At 38.3% G+C, this 16,588-nt stretch carries 17 protein-coding genes; 9 read left to right on the top strand and 8 right to left on the bottom strand.

The features are described from left to right. Window positions 1–286 precede the first annotated feature (286 nt). A complete protein-coding gene (locus ML543_RS00765; protein WP_243385232.1) occupies window positions 287–1,666 on the bottom strand; it encodes a sigma-54 interaction domain-containing protein in 1,380 nt (459 codons plus the stop codon). Window positions 1,667–1,865: 199 nt separating this feature from the next. On the opposite strand from ML543_RS00765, the gene ML543_RS00760 reads away from it, so the two are divergent. Further along, complete coding sequence (locus ML543_RS00760) at window positions 1,866–3,071, top strand: ornithine--oxo-acid transaminase (protein WP_243385231.1); 1,206 nt, start codon at window positions 1,866–1,868, stop codon at window positions 3,069–3,071. 144 nt (window positions 3,072–3,215) lie between these two features. Here ML543_RS00760 and ML543_RS00755 read toward each other — a convergent pair whose 3' ends face one another. Together ML543_RS00755 and ML543_RS00750 are read right to left on the bottom strand one after the other, a co-directional pair. Then, window positions 3,216–3,584: a hypothetical protein gene (locus tag ML543_RS00755; protein WP_243385230.1), complete on the bottom strand. Its 369-nt coding sequence runs from the start codon at window positions 3,582–3,584 to the stop codon at window positions 3,216–3,218. 435 nt (window positions 3,585–4,019) lie between these two features. Further along, complete coding sequence (locus ML543_RS00750) at window positions 4,020–5,567, bottom strand: glycine betaine uptake BCCT transporter (RefSeq protein WP_243385229.1); 1,548 nt, start codon at window positions 5,565–5,567, stop codon at window positions 4,020–4,022. Between the two features lie 112 nt (window positions 5,568–5,679). On the opposite strand from ML543_RS00750, the gene ML543_RS00745 reads away from it, so the two are divergent. Continuing rightward, window positions 5,680–6,492: a polysaccharide deacetylase family protein gene (locus ML543_RS00745; RefSeq protein WP_243385228.1), complete on the top strand. Its 813-nt coding sequence runs from the start codon at window positions 5,680–5,682 to the stop codon at window positions 6,490–6,492. A gap of 32 nt (window positions 6,493–6,524) precedes the next feature. Here ML543_RS00745 and ML543_RS00740 read toward each other — a convergent pair whose 3' ends face one another. Next, a complete protein-coding gene (locus tag ML543_RS00740; protein ID WP_243385227.1) occupies window positions 6,525–6,860 on the bottom strand; it encodes a hypothetical protein in 336 nt (111 codons plus the stop codon). Between the two features lie 82 nt (window positions 6,861–6,942). After that, window positions 6,943–7,284 (bottom strand): DUF1885 family protein, encoded by a 342-nt coding sequence (locus ML543_RS00735; RefSeq protein WP_243385897.1) that lies wholly within the window; start codon window positions 7,282–7,284, stop codon window positions 6,943–6,945. Window positions 7,285–7,692: 408 nt separating this feature from the next. Here ML543_RS00735 and ML543_RS00730 point away from each other — a divergent pair, with 408 nt between their 5' ends. Further along, entirely contained in the window at window positions 7,693–7,929 is a 237-nt protein-coding gene (locus ML543_RS00730) for an SAV0927 family protein (protein WP_243385896.1), read from the top strand. Between the two features lie 681 nt (window positions 7,930–8,610). Beyond that, window positions 8,611–8,739 (top strand): GapA-binding peptide SR1P, encoded by a 129-nt coding sequence (locus tag ML543_RS00725; protein ID WP_243385225.1) that lies wholly within the window; start codon window positions 8,611–8,613, stop codon window positions 8,737–8,739. 271 nt (window positions 8,740–9,010) lie between these two features. On the opposite strand, the gene ML543_RS00720 is transcribed toward ML543_RS00725, so the two are convergent. Continuing rightward, the gene (locus ML543_RS00720; protein WP_243385224.1) at window positions 9,011–10,483 is read right to left on the bottom strand and encodes an aminotransferase class I/II-fold pyridoxal phosphate-dependent enzyme; all 1,473 of its coding nucleotides are present in this window, start codon (window positions 10,481–10,483) and stop codon (window positions 9,011–9,013) included. A gap of 170 nt (window positions 10,484–10,653) precedes the next feature. Between ML543_RS00720 and ML543_RS00715 the strand changes: the two genes are divergently transcribed. Both ML543_RS00715 and ML543_RS00710 read left to right on the top strand, forming a co-directional pair. Next, a complete protein-coding gene (locus ML543_RS00715; RefSeq protein WP_243385223.1) occupies window positions 10,654–11,610 on the top strand; it encodes an NAD(P)H-dependent flavin oxidoreductase in 957 nt (318 codons plus the stop codon). Window positions 11,611–11,649: 39 nt separating this feature from the next. Continuing rightward, window positions 11,650–11,922 carry a UPF0223 family protein gene (locus ML543_RS00710; RefSeq protein ID WP_243385222.1) on the top strand — a complete coding sequence of 91 codons (273 nt, stop codon included), beginning with the start codon at window positions 11,650–11,652 and terminating at the stop codon, window positions 11,920–11,922. 133 nt (window positions 11,923–12,055) lie between these two features. Here the strand turns inward: ML543_RS00710 and ML543_RS00705 are convergent, their stop codons facing one another. Beyond that, window positions 12,056–12,688: a YktB family protein gene (locus ML543_RS00705; RefSeq protein ID WP_243385221.1), complete on the bottom strand. Its 633-nt coding sequence runs from the start codon at window positions 12,686–12,688 to the stop codon at window positions 12,056–12,058. Window positions 12,689–12,936: 248 nt separating this feature from the next. Between ML543_RS00705 and ML543_RS00700 the strand changes: the two genes are divergently transcribed. Further along, window positions 12,937–13,125: a hypothetical protein gene (locus ML543_RS00700; RefSeq protein WP_243385220.1), complete on the top strand. Its 189-nt coding sequence runs from the start codon at window positions 12,937–12,939 to the stop codon at window positions 13,123–13,125. A gap of 124 nt (window positions 13,126–13,249) precedes the next feature. Continuing rightward, window positions 13,250–14,056 (top strand): inositol monophosphatase family protein, encoded by an 807-nt coding sequence (locus ML543_RS00695; RefSeq protein WP_243385219.1) that lies wholly within the window; start codon window positions 13,250–13,252, stop codon window positions 14,054–14,056. Between the two features lie 305 nt (window positions 14,057–14,361). Here the strand turns inward: ML543_RS00695 and ML543_RS00690 are convergent, their stop codons facing one another. Then, complete coding sequence (locus ML543_RS00690; protein ID WP_243385218.1) at window positions 14,362–14,547, bottom strand: DUF5325 family protein; 186 nt, start codon at window positions 14,545–14,547, stop codon at window positions 14,362–14,364. Between the two features lie 178 nt (window positions 14,548–14,725). Between ML543_RS00690 and typA the strand changes: the two genes are divergently transcribed. After that, the gene (gene typA, locus ML543_RS00685; RefSeq protein ID WP_243385217.1) at window positions 14,726–16,570 is read left to right on the top strand and encodes a translational GTPase TypA; all 1,845 of its coding nucleotides are present in this window, start codon (window positions 14,726–14,728) and stop codon (window positions 16,568–16,570) included. The last annotated feature ends 18 nt before the right edge of the window (window positions 16,571–16,588 follow it).

Raw genomic sequence — 16,588 nt, 5'->3', positions numbered from 1 at the left:
AAGATGAAAGTAGACTGTATGTCTCTTTCATCTTTTTTTATTGTTACAGAAAGTTTACGTTCAATAAAGTGTTAAAGTATTCTCTCTACCGTTTTTTGGGTGTCTAGCGCAAAGCGCCATCAGCTCGGGTCGCTTCGGCCCTGTTGTGGCGACGGAAGCCTCCTCGCAGGTCCTCCAGCGCCCTTGGCCTAAGGACTTGCGCTTTGTGCTTTTCTTACGTTCCTTTTTTCTCGATGTGTATGAGATAAATTGATGGAAACTAAGGCTGCAGGCTGTATCGAAACGTCTATAATTTCGTTAAATGAATCCCATATTTCTTCATACGATATTGTAAACTTTGCCTTTTAATCTTCAACACATCGGCAGCTTTTGTTATATTCCCATTACATTCGTTTAACACATGCTCAATATATGCTTTTTCGACGTTCTCCATCTTCTTATGTAATGGAATGATTTCTTCTTTTATTGGAGGAGGTAGTTCAAATTCACGTTGACTTGGCGCTTTCCTTTGAAAACTTAATGGCAAATGTGATGCGGAAAGGGACGACTCATCGGTAATGAAATTCATCGCTCCTTCGATTACATGCTCTAACTCACGAACATTACCGGGCCAACTGTATGACTGAAACAATTGCGACACATTTCCCTCTACTGCCGAAACAGATAAAGAAAATAGACGATTAAATTTTTGAATAAAATGATCTGTCAATAAAGGAATATCTTCTTTCCTTTCACGTAAAGGTGGAATAAATAAGGAAACGACACTTAACCGATAGTAGAGGTCTTTACGCAATCGTTCTTGTTGTATCGCTTCAATTGGATCTTCATTAATGGTGGCAATAATTCTTACATCTATTGGCGTATCTTTCGTAGCCCCAATTCGCCGAATTGTTTTCTCTTGTATCGCACGTAACAACTTGGCTTGCAGATGGGGACTTAATGAATTAATTTCATCTAATAGGAGAGTTCCCCCTTCAGCTTGTTCAAACAGTCCAGGTCGATCGGTTGCACCGGTAAACGCTCCTTTTTTTGTACCGAATAAGATGCTTTCGATTAAGTTATCTGGCATTGCCGCACAGTTTTGGCTAATGAAGGGTTTATGGGCACGTACGCTTTGATAATGAATACTTTGAGCAAAAATCTCTTTACCAGTACCTGTTTCCCCCACAATTAATACTGACGAGGACGTTCGAGTTGCTCGTTTTGCTGTTTCTATCGTATCTTTTATGGCTTTGCTTTCTCCTATGATGGATTGAAAAGAGTAGTGCCTGTCCTTATTCGTTTGATGTGAATCAAACATTCGTTCAAGCTTTGTTACATCCGTAGCAATTTCAACTGCTCCGATGACAGACCCATTATCTTCAATGGGAACAGATTGATTCATCGTCGTTATTTTCTGTCCTCTATTGTTAAAATACGTCTGCTTAATATTATTTGTACGCCTTCTTTCAATTAAAGCTTTCATAAGCGTACTTTCTTGTCCGTCATTAAACATAAATACATCATAGAGCCGTTTATGAAGGACTTCGTGTACATCCATTTCCTCAATTTCCATCATCTTTTTATTGTAAATAACGGTTTTACCAGAAGCATCAATCACATGGAGACCTACATCTATTTCATCGACTACTTTTTGATAAAGCTTAACTAACTGCTCCTTGTTCATCTTAAAACTCCTTTCATAATCATCTTACATATGTATCGTTCAGAGTGCAAAACAATTTTGCGTATTAGTGCCAAAATTTTTGGCGAAAGTGCAAAATAAAATTGCGTTAAACGGTTGGAAAAGGTGGAAAACAAAGGTTGTGATGGTTGGCACGATTATTGCAAGAATATAAGTAGATAACTTAAGGAGGTTTTACGTCGTGACAGTACTACCGAAAACGAAGCAAATCATTGAACAAACTGAAAAGTATGGAGCTAAAAACTATCACCCGCTTCCAATTGTCATCTCGGAGGCAGAAGGTGTTTGGGTAAAAGACCCAGAAGGTAATAAATATATGGATATGTTAAGTGCTTACTCAGCTGTGAACCAAGGGCATCGCCATCCCAAAATTATTCAAGCACTGAAAGAACAAGCAGATAAAATTACATTAACTTCTCGTGCTTTTCATAATGACCAACTAGGCCCATGGTATGAAAAAGTTTCACAATTGACGAAAAAAGACATGGTTTTACCGATGAATACAGGGGCAGAAGCGGTAGAAACAGCGGTTAAAGCGGCGCGTCGCTGGGCTTATGATGTGAAAGGTGTAGAAAATGATCGTGCAGAAATCATTGCGTGTGAAGGAAACTTTCATGGTCGCACGATGACAGCAGTTTCCCTTTCATCAGAAGAAGAATATAAACGTGGCTTTGGTCCTATGCTACCAGGAATTAAATTAATTCCATACGGTGACATCGAGGCTTTAAAAGCAGCAATTACAGAAAACACCGCTGCATTTTTATTAGAACCTATTCAAGGGGAAGCAGGAATTAACATTCCGAAAGAAGGCTTCTTAAAAGAAGCTTACGATGTTTGTAAAGAAAAGAATGTCCTCTTTATCGCAGATGAAATCCAAGCAGGGCTGGGCCGTTCTGGAAAAATGTTCGCTTGTGATTGGGAAAATGTTGAACCAGATATGTATATCTTAGGGAAAGCGCTAGGTGGAGGAGTGTTCCCGATTTCATGTGTAGCCGCGAACGAAGATGTACTTGGCGTTTTTAATCCAGGCTCACACGGATCAACGTTCGGAGGAAACCCATTAGCATGCGCCGTATCTATGGCAGCATTAGATGTGTTGACAGAAGAAAAGCTTCCTGAAAGAGCGCTGGAGTTGGGAGAGTATTTTATAACTCGCTTAAAGAAAATTAATAATCCTGTCATTAAAGAAGTTCGAGGAAAAGGGTTATTTATTGGAGTGGAACTAACTGAAGCGGCAAGACCATATTGTGAGCAGTTAAAAGAAGAAGGACTTCTTTGTAAAGAAACGCATGAAACGGTCATTCGTTTTGCTCCACCATTAGTGATTTCAAGAGAAGAACTAAATTGGGCGCTAGAGCGAATCGAAAAAGTATTAACATCGAATTAAGAAGAAAAGGTGTCTGTTTCCATAGGCAAACAGACACCTTTTTGTTATATTAATCAAATTTATTGTCATGTAATGTTTATCTTTGGCGCACTTCGGACCTGGATGAAACAATCTTCTTCATTTCAGGTCCAAAGCGCTTATGAATCAATGATTTAGCGCGTTATGCACTTCTGTAATAATGGTTTCTTTTGAGTCAATTTCTCCCTTAATATGTACGACAATCGCGTTATCTTCAACGATGACTAAAGAAGGGTACGTATTAATATTAAAAGGTTCTTCAGTATTGTGAGAAGCTTGTATGACGACCATATTGTCGATTTCATCTGGATAATCAGCCTTTAGCTGAAGGAGAGCATCGTAATAAACAGCTTCTTCACTCATCGTTTTGACATCAGTAAAAAAAAGAATATGACGACCGTTGAATTGTTGTTCATTCCCTGTTTGTGTATTGGCTTGACACCCTGAGACAAAAAGGAGCATTAATAGGGAAACGGTTACAATTCGCAACCTCATCCACCTCGTTTTACTATATTAGATAGGACATTATGACTAAAGTGATTACTGATATTTTATCACACGGAAGAGAGTTTCCAATCAATGTCATTTATTTGTTACAAAAATGAAAAATAATTTAGAAACCTGAAGCATAAGCTTTATCAATTAAAAAAGAAGATAGTTGTTTGGAGTTATATTATTACGTGCGAAAGGTGATCGGTTTCCGACTTTGCACAGAATGTGTTGGCCTCTGCGTTGGACACAGTCCGTGACCGCTTTTAGCAGAGGACCTTTCCACAACTCATTAGCTCGACTGGACGTGGTACTCATCCTATAGGAGTCACTACTATTCACTATAAGTATTTCAGCATTAAATGACCAATAATCGACCATTCATACAGAAATACCAAAAAAATAAAACGAGCAGCTTCTAATTGAAACTGCTCGTATTATTTAGGACGAACGCACTTTTTCTTCCTTTTGAACCACTTTGTATTGGACAATCTTTTCTTGCCCTAATGATTTTGCTAATGATATGACCATTAAAATCATGATCACCACAAAAGGCAATGCTGCAATAATCGAAGCTCTTTGCAACGCTTGTAACCCTCCAGAATATAAGAGGATAAGAGCGGCAGCAGATTGGATAATTCCCCAAATAAATTTAATTGAACGGGGTGGGTTTAAACTTCCGTTAGTCGTCTGCATTCCAAGTACAAAGGTCGCTGAATCTGCTGAAGTGATAAAGAAGGTGCTGATTAATAAAATGGCTAAACCAGCTGTTATACGAGCGAGCGGGTAGTTTTCAAGTACGCTAAATAAGGCAACTTCCATTCCATTTTCGGACATTTGTTGTAAAATTGGAATGTCTAGAAAATGTTCTAAATAAATCGAAGCTCCACCAAATACTGAAAACCATAACGCACCAAACAGCGTTGGAACAGCGAGAACACCAATCACAAATTCTCGAATAGTACGTCCCTTTGATACTCGTGCAATAAATGTTCCGACAAACGGTGCCCATGCAATCCACCAAGCCCAATAGAAAATGGTCCAATCTTGTACCCATGTATTTTCAGTATTGAATGGTGTCATACGAAAACTCATGGACGGCAAGTTTTGCAAATATGAACCTAACGTTGTCGTAAATAAATCCATAATAAAGTTCGTCGGTCCAGCAAAGAGTAAAAAGACTAATAATAAAATAGCAAAGATCACATTTAAATTACTTAAATACTTAATCCCTTTGTTCAATCCTGTTTGGGCAGAAATCATGAACAAGAAGGTGACAATGATGATGATAACCATCTGTGTCATAAAGTTATTTGATACATTCGGGAATAAAAAGGATACACCACCACTAATTTGAATTGCTCCAAATCCAAGTGAGGTAGCAACGCCAAATACGGTTGCAAACACGGCGACAAAATCAACGAGCATCCCAAGTATTCCGTTCATACGCTCTCCAAATAATGGTCTTAAAATACTACTGACTACACCTTTTTCATTTTTTCGAAATGTAAAATAAGCTAATGCGAGCGCAATTACAGCATATATTCCCCAAGGATGCAATCCCCAATGAAAGAATGCATAACGAAGGGCTAATTTTGCAGAATCATCTGTATACCCTTCACCAATAGGTGGTGCTGAATAATGGTACATTGGCTCGGCTACGCCCCAGAAAACTAGTCCAATTCCCATCCCCGCACTAAACAGCATGGCGAACCATGTTAGAAAGGGATATTCTGGTTCGGAGTCTTCTGGTCCTAATTTTATCGATCCGTACTTTGTGAAGATAAGACCGATGGAGAACATTAAAAATGATGTTGCGGCTAATAAATAAAACCAGCCAAATTTTTGGATAATAAACCCGTGAATCTGTAACGTTACGTTATCTAAATTCCAATTGGGGAGCAAAGATTTAGGAATCGACCCCCAAATGATAAATAGTCCTGCAACGATGACAGAAAAAATAAACACGGGCGTAAACCTGTTTCTCATAGTATAACCTCCTATATGATACAGGCGTAGTCCACGTCCTATAGTGTAACATTTATCTGTATAATCGTGAAGGGAAAATCCTATATAACAATAAATTAAGGAAAATTTGGAGGTGATTGGATTGAGGTTACTTCTCATCTTTTTACTCACATTGTCGCTCGTTGCCTGTCAAAACAATGCAAAAGAAGAACCTGAACCACCAATAGATGAAACGATTCATATCGAGGAATCGATGCCAGATATGAAGGAAAAAGAATTAACTGAAAAAGAAATCGTCAAACCAAAAAAAGAAGCTTCTTTTACCGTTGATCAAAGTACGTGGACCTTGAAGAAAAAATCGTCAGAAGATCAAGGGAAATATGTATTATTAACGATAGATGATGCACCTGACCAATATGCGTTAGAAATGGCAAACGTTTTACACGAATTGAATGTACCAGCCATTTTTTTCGTAAACGGCCATTTTCTTGATGAAGAGGAAGAAAAGGAAGTATTGCGAAAAATAGTCGACCTTGGCTTTGTCGTTGGAAACCATACAGTAGGGCATGAAAATTTGCGGAAGTTACCGGAGAACCAGCAAGTGAATCAAATCGTTACTTTAAATGATACAATTGTTGAATTAACGGGAGAAAAACCTAAATTTTTCCGAGCTCCATTTGGCGTGAATACCGAAACAAGTATAAATACAGCTCAATCAGAAGGTATGATCACAATGAATTGGACTTACGGTTACGATTGGGAAAAGGAATACATGACGAAAGAGAGAATTGCGGAAATTATGGTCAATACTCCATTATTGAGGGATGGAGCAATATTACTTATGCATGATAGAAAGTGGTCCTATGAGGCGTTAACAGATATTGTGAACGGGTTGAGAGAAAAAGGATATGAGTTTGCTGATCCGCGCCAAATCACAAATGAATGACTGATGAGAAACGAATAGGGGATAAACGTCCCCTATTCATTTGATTTTTTTTGAATATAACCACCGAATCGGAAGAAACGGGCAATGATATAATAAAGAGCTAGAAAAAAAAGAAAGAAACTTAAAAATGAAAATAAAAATGGAACAAATGAAAATGTTGCTTCGCTTAATTCAAACGGAACGACTAAAGGGTATTGTCCTTGATCTTGTGGAAAATCAAACGGTGAATAGAAAAATGGTATTGGTGCGCCAAAGTAGGCTTCCTTATGTACTGGTGGACTCATAAATTGTGTCTTAAACATAAATGGTGTTAACAACGTGAAAACACCACTAATGATGAATAAAAAAAACACTGATTTCTTTTTCATGATGATATCCTCCTTCTCTTTGTCGGACAATCATCATTTTAACAGGAATGAGCAGATAAGAACAGTATTCAACGAATGGGTGTCAAAAATACATCGTTCTTCCGTTAAAAAGCTGAAGTCTAGCTTTTAATTTTTTTGCAAAAAACTTACAAAATTCAACAGCTTTTGCTTTGTCCCCGTGTGTTGATCGCTGAGAGAGGCGAAATAAAAGTGTTGAGTCGTTTTCGAAGCCTACGTAAATTTTGTGATAAAGGTCTAAAGTGGAAGATAAAATTAGGTATCGGTTGTCGACATTTTTAATTTCATAGGGGAATGCGTTTTTTTCATAGGCAAAATTCAACTGTTCTCCCGTTTTACGTGTAATTTCTTGATAATACGTAAAGAGTTCTATTACATCTGCTAGTGATACTTTTTCATCATTCATCGGAATAAAAATTCTTGCTTCTTGAACCAATAATAATCCCCACCTTTTCTCAACAATTCCATTTTTAATTAAGGCTGTTTCGTAAACATTGTGATGGATGAAATACGGAAATCTAGAGGCAACGCTTCTTCGGGAGCAACTACTAGGAATGTGGAGGTGAAACTCGATTGGCTGGCCCTTCCCTTCATAACAAATTCAATTAATTGAAAACAGCCTTTATCTACATGAATCTATAGATAATTCTATTGTAAGGGGTATAGAGATAATGTGCCAACTAAAATGCAGAAAATTTGAAAAAATGCACACTATTTAATATAATAGAAGAAAGTGCTCGGAAAGGAGGAGGGTACGTTGGTTGAAAAATTTTATGATGAAACAGAACGTGTAAATGTTCGATTCATTGGTTTTATGACGGATGAAGCAAGGTATGATTTCGGTGTTGTCTATACGCACCTATTTTTCGGAAAGCCACTTGTTATTTGCATGCAGACAGGACGTTCTACGCTTCTTGATTTAAAAGACTTAGAAGATCTCGAACATCTCCAAAAACTATTTAATCTTCCTTCCAAAACAAACGCTTCTGAATTGGCATCTTTCTTAACAGACGCATTCCCAATGATTCCTTTTGAAACTCAATACGAATAATGGAATTCTTGAACCGAAAGGACGGCACTTCCCAATAGTCGTTCGTGTAGCGATAGAGGCAGTAACGAGGTCGTGTCGTGGCCGCGGAAAGAGTCCACCCTTCGTGACTATTTGTATAAGAACCTATAAGAGAACTCACTTTAAATTTGCTTCAAATAAATAATCGTAAGAGACCGTGTTTAAAATCGGTCTCTTTTTATTTTTATGTCGAAAATTAAATGAATAATAAGGCTCTTTCTAAAGGATAGTTGGTTTTCGTGTATATAAAATATATTGTTGAAAATCGTTTTTCTCCCTTCGAAATGGAGCGACTTGACTCGCGGGATGTAGAGGAAAGCATGTGTCCGTAGCACTATGTTCAGAATTCATTTTAAAAATGATTGATAAAGTAACAATCTATACGAAAACAGTCTAAAAAATACATAGCTATTATCTAAATAGGGGAGTTTTTATTTTGTGGAATGAAGTGATTTGAATCTATGGGTTGAAGAAGCACGGTTCTAAAGCACGATGTTAAGTGTTCCACATAAACAACAAACAACAAGGTATCGATACCATCAAAATAATTTAATTGTGACATACAATTTAGGCTTGACGGAATTAATGTGACATATTATTATTAAATTAACAAAAACATTAACCGCTTTCATTTTTAAAATTCCACAGAAAAGGGGAATGGAAATGGGAACAATCGTATGTCAAACATGTAATCACACAATTGATATTTTTGAAGATGAAAAAGTAACTACTTTATATGGAACTTGCAATCATTGCGACGATAAAAATGATATGTCTTTAGAAGAAAAGTAATTTCTATGAATTTTTCGGGATGGGAAATAACAAGGGGTATTATATAAATTAAAAGGGGAATGGGGCATTAGCCTCGAAAAAACGGCAGCTGAAAATCAGCTGCCGTTTTAATTTCATGTAGCCATTCTAGAGAAAGATCGAGGCCTCTGAGAAAATCATAAGTCTGGAACGGAAAAATGGTTTAATGCCCAACAATTGATAAGAAAACAACTAAAAAGGGGCCGTACTTTTTTGTACAGCCCCTAATGTACCAATTTTAAAGTCAAATGCATTATTTGATTGCTTTATGTTCTTTAATAACACGTAAATATTGGAGTGTCGGATCTTCAGGTCCTTGTACCGGTAAACCTGCTTCTAAATTCTTCTTAATATAAGTTAAATTGTCTTCTGTAATAATTTCTCCAGGAATAAAAATTGGAATGCCTGGAGGATAGACCATGATAAATTCAGCGATAATGCGTCCTGCTGACTCATTAAACGGAACGACCTCTGTCTCCGCATAAAAAGCATCACGTGGTGTCAGTGCCAATACAGGGATATCTGGCAATAATACAGCTGGCTGAACTGTGTTTTCATTTCGTTTCTCACACTCAGCCGCTAGCTTAGTAAGTGCCTCAACTAGCGTTGATGTTTCTTCCTCTGTATCACCCGGTGTAATAATACATAAAATGTTGTATAAATCCGAAAGCTCCACTTCAATTTGGAAGTGCTCACGCAACCATAATTCAACGTCATATCCGGAAATGCCTAAACCTTTTACTGAAATAATCAATTTTGTTGGATCGTAATCGTAAGCTGCTTTTGATCCGACGATTTCCTCTCCGACACAATATAATCCATCGATTTCGTTAATAGCCTTTCTCGTTTTGTTAGCTAATGAAATGGCGTGACCAATTAATTCATGTCCGACAGTAGCTAGTTGTTTACGTGCCGTATCTAAAGATGCGAGTAGCAAGTAGGAAGTCGATGTCGTCGTCAACATACTTAAAATGGTTTGGACGCGCTGTGCTGAAACCAATCCCTCTTTGACATTTAAGATGGAACTTTGCGTCATTGAACCGCCCAATTTATGCACGCTTGTAGCAGCCATATCTGCCCCTGCTTGCATGGCGGATAAAGGGAGATCTTCATGGAAATGAATATGAACACCATGAGCTTCATCAACAAGAACTGGTACTCCATATGAATGAGCAAGTTCTACAATGACTTTTAAATCGGCTGAAACACCGAAATACGTCGGATTGATGACGAGCAGTCCTTTTGCATCTGGGTTTTGCTCTAGCGCTTTCTTGACAGAATCAATTGTTATCCCGTGCGAAATCCCTAATTCTTTATCTACTTCAGGGTGAATAAAGACTGGGATAGCACCTGAGAATACGATGGCAGACATTACCGATTTGTGAACATTTCGAGGAACGATAATTTTGTCTCCAGGTCCACAGACAGTCATGACCATTGTCATGATGGCTCCGCTCGTTCCTTGTACTGAGAAAAATGTGTAATCAGCGCCGAACGCTTGTGCAGCTAATTCCTGCGCTTCCTTAATAATGCCATGAGGCGAATGTAAATCATCTAACGGTCCAATGTTAATTTGGTCAATCGATAGGGCGTTATGTCCGATAAACTCACGAAATTCTGGAGCGGTACCTGCCCCTTTTTTATGTCCAGGTATATGAAATTGAATCGGATTCTTTTTCACATGGTTTAATAAACCCGTAAATAACGGTGTTTCATATTGAGACAATTCGTTTTCCCACCTTTATTGTTCAAAAATAAATCGTCAATAACATGACATAAAACAAATGAATTATAGCACTTTCACTATTGTTTGCAAAGAAAATTTTTTTCATGAAAATTTAGCAGGAATCAGTTCTTAAAATTAAGAATAATGGTTTTAGAAGGGAGAGGAAATGAATGTGGAAAACGAGGGTGTCAGAACTATTGAACATACGCTATCCAATCATCCAAGGAGGCTTGGCGTACTTAGCTTATTCAGACCTTGCAGCCGCAGTAAGCAATGCTGGCGGGCTTGGTCAAATTACCGCTATGTCTCTCGAATCCCCCGATAAGTTAAGGGAAGAAATACGAAAAGTTCGTGACAAAACAGAAAATCCGTTTGGAGTAAATTTTGCTATAGGCCAACATGGTCGTCCATTTCAACATATGGTGGAAGTAGCGATCGAAGAGGAGGTTCCGGTAATTTCGGTAACGGGCGGGAATCCTGCGCCCTTATTTGAACAATTGAAAAATGTAAAAGTAAAGAAACTCGTGCTTGTCGCTTCAAAACGTCAAGCTGTAAAAGCAGAAGAGTTAGGTGCAGATGCAGTTATGGTTGTTGGGCAGGAAGGCGGCGGGCATTTAGGAAAGGATGATGTCGGAACGTTTGTATTAGTTCCACAAGTCGTAGATGCTGTCTCGATCCCGGTCATTGCCTCTGGGGGGATTGGAGATGGACGAGGTTTAATGGCGGCGTTTGCACTTGGAGCAGAGGGGGTTGAAATGGGGACCCGATTTATTGCTACAAAAGAGTGTACACATGCGCATCCTATTTATAAAGAAACGCTTGTGAATTTGTCGGAAACAGATACGATTGTCATTAAGCGTTCCATCGGAGCACCGGCAAGAGCACTTCACACAGAGTGGACGGATAAAATTATAGATGTTGAAGGTTCAGGCGGAAAATATGAGCAATTAAAAGATTTAATTAGTGGAGAAGTCAACAAAAAGTTTATACATGATGGTAAAATAAGTGAAGGATTTGCCTGGGCTGGCCAGATCATTGGACGCATCCACGACATTCCAACAGTGGATGAACTATTTTCACGGATGCTCAAAGAAGCGGATGAAATACGAACAAAGTGGTCATGTTAAAGGCAAAATATAAATACATAGATGGAGTGAGTAAGCATCATGGATTATTCATACCCAATTTCATTAGATTGGTCTACACAAGAAATTATCGATGTCATTAAGTTTTTCGAAAACATCGAAAAGGCATATGAAAAGGGCATTTCAAGAGAAGATATGTTAACGTCTTACCGTAGATTTAAGGAAATTGTCCCTAGTAAAGCAGAAGAAAAAAAGATTTTTGCAGAATTTCAAGAAGTAAGCAATTATTCTTCGTATCATGTTGTGAAAAAAACACGTGAAGCGGAAGATGGAACGTTTATTAAAATGACGTAAGAATGCAAAAATCACTAAGTTTAAAAAGATCCGCGAAGGTTGCAAAAGGAATGAGCAATCATCGCGGATTTTTTATGGTTTCATTCAAATGAGCCTCAAAGGATCATTTGTTTTAAGTCTGGCGCGATTTCTGTCATGAAGTGTAAATTGTCTCATATGATAGTTTATATAAAGGTATGAGTTGCTGGAATGTATCTACCGTCATTTTTAAAAACGCATCTGGATCTTTTAATATCGGATCGTTCTTTGCAATTTGTCGACCTACTAAAAATTCTCCTTTTTTCACATCGCGAAAACGTTCTAACGTTTTAGTCAATGTATCCTCATTCATTGGAAATGCTTCGTTTTTCGTATGATCCTTTGAAATCATAAACGTCTCTGGGATCGTCTTTTTTACAAAATCTATTTCATGTAGGAAGGTTTGAGCAATCTCTGTCTTATTAGGTGCTTCGTAGATGAAGGCAAGCCATAAAAAGACATGATCATCCCATAAACCGACCTGAAAATGAGGATGCTGTTTGTATCCGCGTTTATGATGAGAAATGGCTAACCATGTATCTTTCGGTGGATTTTTCGTTCTTCTTGCGTGCTTGGCGATGTGCAAATACATCTCATTGCCAATCTTTGTCGAAAGGTCATGTGTTAAAATGTCCCCAATCGCTTGGAACTTTGGTCGAATCCGTTCCTGAATCGCTTCCATCCGTTCTTCAAGACCTTCAATATGAAACGTTTCAAAATCTTGTTCTAAAAACCCATTAAATGACATAAATAAATCCTCTCTTTCTATTCTCATTCGTTTCCAAAAAATATGGACAACATCTTTTTTATAAATATTTTAACATAATAATAACTATGTTTAACAACCATGTCACATTGGTATTAAAAAATTAATAGGTAAACGCACAAATTTCAGATGGATGTACCAACTATATTTCATTTTTCATACGATATAGAAACAAAAAGCCAAAAGTCGAAGGTGATACCGTGAAAAATGATGAAAGGGGAGAAGAGTTAATGAAGCAGGTCGTCAGGGGAAATCAAAAGTTTGATAAACAGAAAAAGATTAATATCATACGGCTAGAATTAGACTACGAGTTAGCGACATTGTTCGACGCGATGGAGGAAAAGAACGAAGACAAGAAAAAACAATGTATCAAAAAATTAGAAAAGCTGAGAAATGAATGGCTACGTCTTACTAAATAGGATTGTTAACGAACCTTCAAGGAAAGGTTCGTTTTTTCCGAAGACCGGTACATACGAAACTTGATTTTAATTAAATTCATCAAGTATCCTTAAAGAAAGTGAAATGGAAAAGGTAGGGTGAAGGATGAATAATTGGAAAGAAATTGACCAACATGCAAAGGAATGGGTTTATGAAGCGGGAAAGATGATACGTAGTTCCTTTGAAAAAACATTATCGATACATACGAAATCGAATCCAAATGATTTGGTCACAGATATCGATCAAGCAGTAGAAGCTTACTTGTGTGAAAAAATTCGCACGCACTTTCCTGATCATAAAATTTTAGGTGAAGAGGGAGCAGGGCATGAACTAACGACATTAGATGGAATTGTGTGGATTATTGACCCAATCGATGGAACAATGAATTTCGTTCATCAGCAACGAAATTTTTGTATATCCGTCGGGATTTACGAAGACGGAAAAGGGATTATTGGGCTAATATATGATGTTGTCCATGACGAACTTTATCATGCTGTAAAAGGCCAAGGTGCATACATGAATGAGACGCCATTACCGAAGTTATCACGTGATACAATACTAGAAGAATCCATTTTAGCGATTAATGCGACATGGGTAATTGAAAATAAACGAATCGACCCTACCATATTAGCTCCCGTTGTTAAAAAAGCTCGTGGAACGCGTTCATTCGGTTCAGCTGCCTTAGAGTTTGCGTATGTGGCAACGGGAAGACTGGATGGCTATATTACCATGAGATTATCTCCTTGGGATATTGCTGCGGGAGTCGTCATTGTAGAAGAAGTAGGGGGAATTGCTACGACACTTGAAGGTAACGAAATTGATTTTTTGAAAAAATCGAGTATTTTTGTAGCTAATCCAAACGTGCACCAACAAGTGATGGAGAAGTACTTGAAAGATCACTTTACGAAATGATGAATATATATCATAAAGTAAAAAAATAACCCCAAGAATGCTAAGCGACCTTGGGGTTATTTTTATTTATTGTTACAGAAAGTTTAAGTTCAATAAAGTGTTAAAGGATTCTCTTTACCGTTTTTTTGGGTGTCTAGCTCTAAGCGCCATCAGCTCGGGTCGCTTCGGCCCTGCTGTGGCGACGGAAGCCTCCTCGCAGGTCCTAAAGCGCCCTTCGCCTAAGGACTTGCGCTTTGCACTTTTCTTATTAGAAGAATGGATTGCTACTTTGTTGTGAAAAGAGCACTAAATTATGTACGTTAATCTTATAATAGCCCTTTTTCACGGAGCTTCTTTTTATATGAAAAGCCGAAGCCGAATACAGCAATTACAGCTACTATTGATAAGATGATTCCGACTAAACTTTTGGCACCGATGGCAAACCCGATTAATACCATACAGAATGCAGCTAAAAAGGCAAAAAGAAGAAGAACAACTTTCTCTTTTTTCATATGGACATCCCCTTTTCATGTTGTTATTTCCAGTTTAGCGAAAAAGTTTCTTTTTTTCTACTGTAGTATGATATAATATCGTAGGTTTATTTATAGATTTTGAGGAGAGTTAGGTGTGATGGCTCGTTGTTCTTGCAGCATGGAAGAGCCACCGCTTTCCTTGATAGGAGATGAAATTGTGGAACGTAGAACTGATTTACGAAATATTGCCATTATCGCCCACGTCGATCACGGAAAGACGACACTCGTGGACCAATTATTGCATCAATCGGGCACATTCCGTGAAAATGAACAAGTAGCAGATCGGGCAATGGACTCGAATGATTTAGAAAGAGAACGTGGAATTACAATATTAGCGAAAAATACTGCGATTCAATATAAAGATACGAGAATTAACATTTTAGATACACCTGGTCATGCGGACTTCGGTGGTGAAGTCGAGCGAATTATGAAAATGGTAGACGGCGTTCTGTTAGTAGTGGATGCTTACGAAGGTTGTATGCCGCAAACTCGATTCGTATTAAAAAAAGCGCTTGAGCAAAATTTAACACCAATTGTTGTCGTGAATAAAATTGACCGTGATTTTGCTCGCCCTGAAGAAGTCGTTGATGAGGTTCTTGAACTGTTTATCGAGCTTGACGCTAACGACGATCAACTTGAATTCCCAGTCGTATACGCATCGGCCATTAATGGTACTGCAAGCCTAGACCCAGATCCGACAAAACAAGAAGAGAATATGCAATGCTTATTTGATTCTATTGTTGAACACATTCCTTCCCCAATCAATAATTCTGATGAACCGTTACAATTCCAAGTAGCGTTATTAGATTACAACGATTATGTTGGACGTATTGGGATTGGTCGTGTCTTTAGAGGTACGATGAAAGTTGGTCAGCAAGTGTCATTAATGAAACTTGACGGTACGGTGAAAAATTTCCGTGTAACGAAGCTGTTCGGTTTCCAAGGGTTAAAACGCATTGAAATTGAAGAAGCGAAAGCAGGGGACTTAGTAGCCGTATCTGGAATGGAAGACATTAATGTAGGTGAAACAGTTTGTCCTGTCGATCATCAAGAAGCACTACCAGTTTTACGTATTGATGAGCCGACATTACAAATGACATTCTTAGTAAATAACAGTCCTTTCGCGGGACGTGAAGGAAAATATGTAACTTCACGAAAAATTGAAGAGCGCCTTCAACAACAATTGCAGACAGACGTGAGCTTACGTGTTGAACAAACGGAATCTCCAGACGCATGGATTGTATCTGGGCGCGGCGAATTACACCTATCCATCTTAATTGAAAATATGCGTCGTGAAGGTTATGAGCTTCAAGTATCAAAGCCAGAGGTTATTGTCAAAGAGATTGATGGTGTGCGTTGTGAGCCTGTTGAGCGCGTGCAAGTAGATGTGCCAGAAGAATATACAGGGGCTGTAATGGAATCATTAGGAGCGCGAAAAGGCGAAATGGTTGACATGATCAATAACGGGAATGGTCAAGTGCGCCTCATTTTCATGGTTCCATCACGAGGTTTAATTGGGTATTCGACTGAGTTCTTGTCTTTAACAAGAGGTTACGGCATTATCAACCATTCCTTTGATAGCTATCAACCGATGCAAAAAGGGCAAGTAGGTGGCCGTCGTCAAGGAGTCCTAATTTCAATGGAAAATGGAAAAGCATCTTCCTACGGAATTCAAGGAGTGGAAGACCGCGGAACGATTTTTATTGAGCCAGGTACAGACGTCTATGCGGGAATGATTGTCGGTGAACATACTCGAGAAAACGACTTAGTCGTCAATGTGTGTAAAGTGAAGCAACAAACGAACATTCGCTCTGCAACGAAAGAACAAACAGTTGGCATGAAAAAGCCTCGCATTATGTCATTAGAAGAAGCACTAGAATATTTGAATGACGATGAGTATTGTGAAGTTACACCTGAATCCATTCGACTTCGCAAGAAAATCTTAGACAAAAATGAGCGTGAAAAAGTAGCGAAAAAGAAAAAACTAGCAGAAAAAGCGTAATTGTAGTGTTGGAGGTGG

The organism is Bacillus kexueae (assembly GCF_022809095.1).
GTDB lineage: Bacteria > Bacillota > Bacilli > Bacillales > Aeribacillaceae > Bacillus_BZ > Bacillus_BZ kexueae.
This window is presented reverse-complemented; position numbering and strand designations above follow the sequence as displayed.

Coding starts and splice junctions, on each gene's coding strand:
- ML543_RS00735 (WP_243385897.1), bottom strand. CDS start 7,284: ATGAATGATGAAAAAGTATCACTAGCAGATGTAATAGAACTCTTTACG.
- ML543_RS00690 (WP_243385218.1), bottom strand. CDS start 14,547: ATGAAAAAAGAGAAAGTTGTTCTTCTTCTTTTTGCCTTTTTAGCTGCA.
- ML543_RS00740 (WP_243385227.1), bottom strand. CDS start 6,860: ATGAAAAAGAAATCAGTGTTTTTTTTATTCATCATTAGTGGTGTTTTC.
- ML543_RS00725 (WP_243385225.1), top strand. CDS start 8,611: ATGGGAACAATCGTATGTCAAACATGTAATCACACAATTGATATTTTT.
- ML543_RS00700 (WP_243385220.1), top strand. CDS start 12,937: ATGAAGCAGGTCGTCAGGGGAAATCAAAAGTTTGATAAACAGAAAAAG.
- ML543_RS00715 (WP_243385223.1), top strand. CDS start 10,654: ATGTGGAAAACGAGGGTGTCAGAACTATTGAACATACGCTATCCAATC.
- ML543_RS00695 (WP_243385219.1), top strand. CDS start 13,250: ATGAATAATTGGAAAGAAATTGACCAACATGCAAAGGAATGGGTTTAT.
- ML543_RS00710 (WP_243385222.1), top strand. CDS start 11,650: ATGGATTATTCATACCCAATTTCATTAGATTGGTCTACACAAGAAATT.
- ML543_RS00765 (WP_243385232.1), bottom strand. CDS start 1,666: ATGAACAAGGAGCAGTTAGTTAAGCTTTATCAAAAAGTAGTCGATGAA.
- ML543_RS00755 (WP_243385230.1), bottom strand. CDS start 3,584: ATGAGGTTGCGAATTGTAACCGTTTCCCTATTAATGCTCCTTTTTGTC.
- ML543_RS00750 (WP_243385229.1), bottom strand. CDS start 5,567: ATGAGAAACAGGTTTACGCCCGTGTTTATTTTTTCTGTCATCGTTGCA.
- ML543_RS00730 (WP_243385896.1), top strand. CDS start 7,693: ATGACGGATGAAGCAAGGTATGATTTCGGTGTTGTCTATACGCACCTA.
- ML543_RS00705 (WP_243385221.1), bottom strand. CDS start 12,688: ATGTCATTTAATGGGTTTTTAGAACAAGATTTTGAAACGTTTCATATT.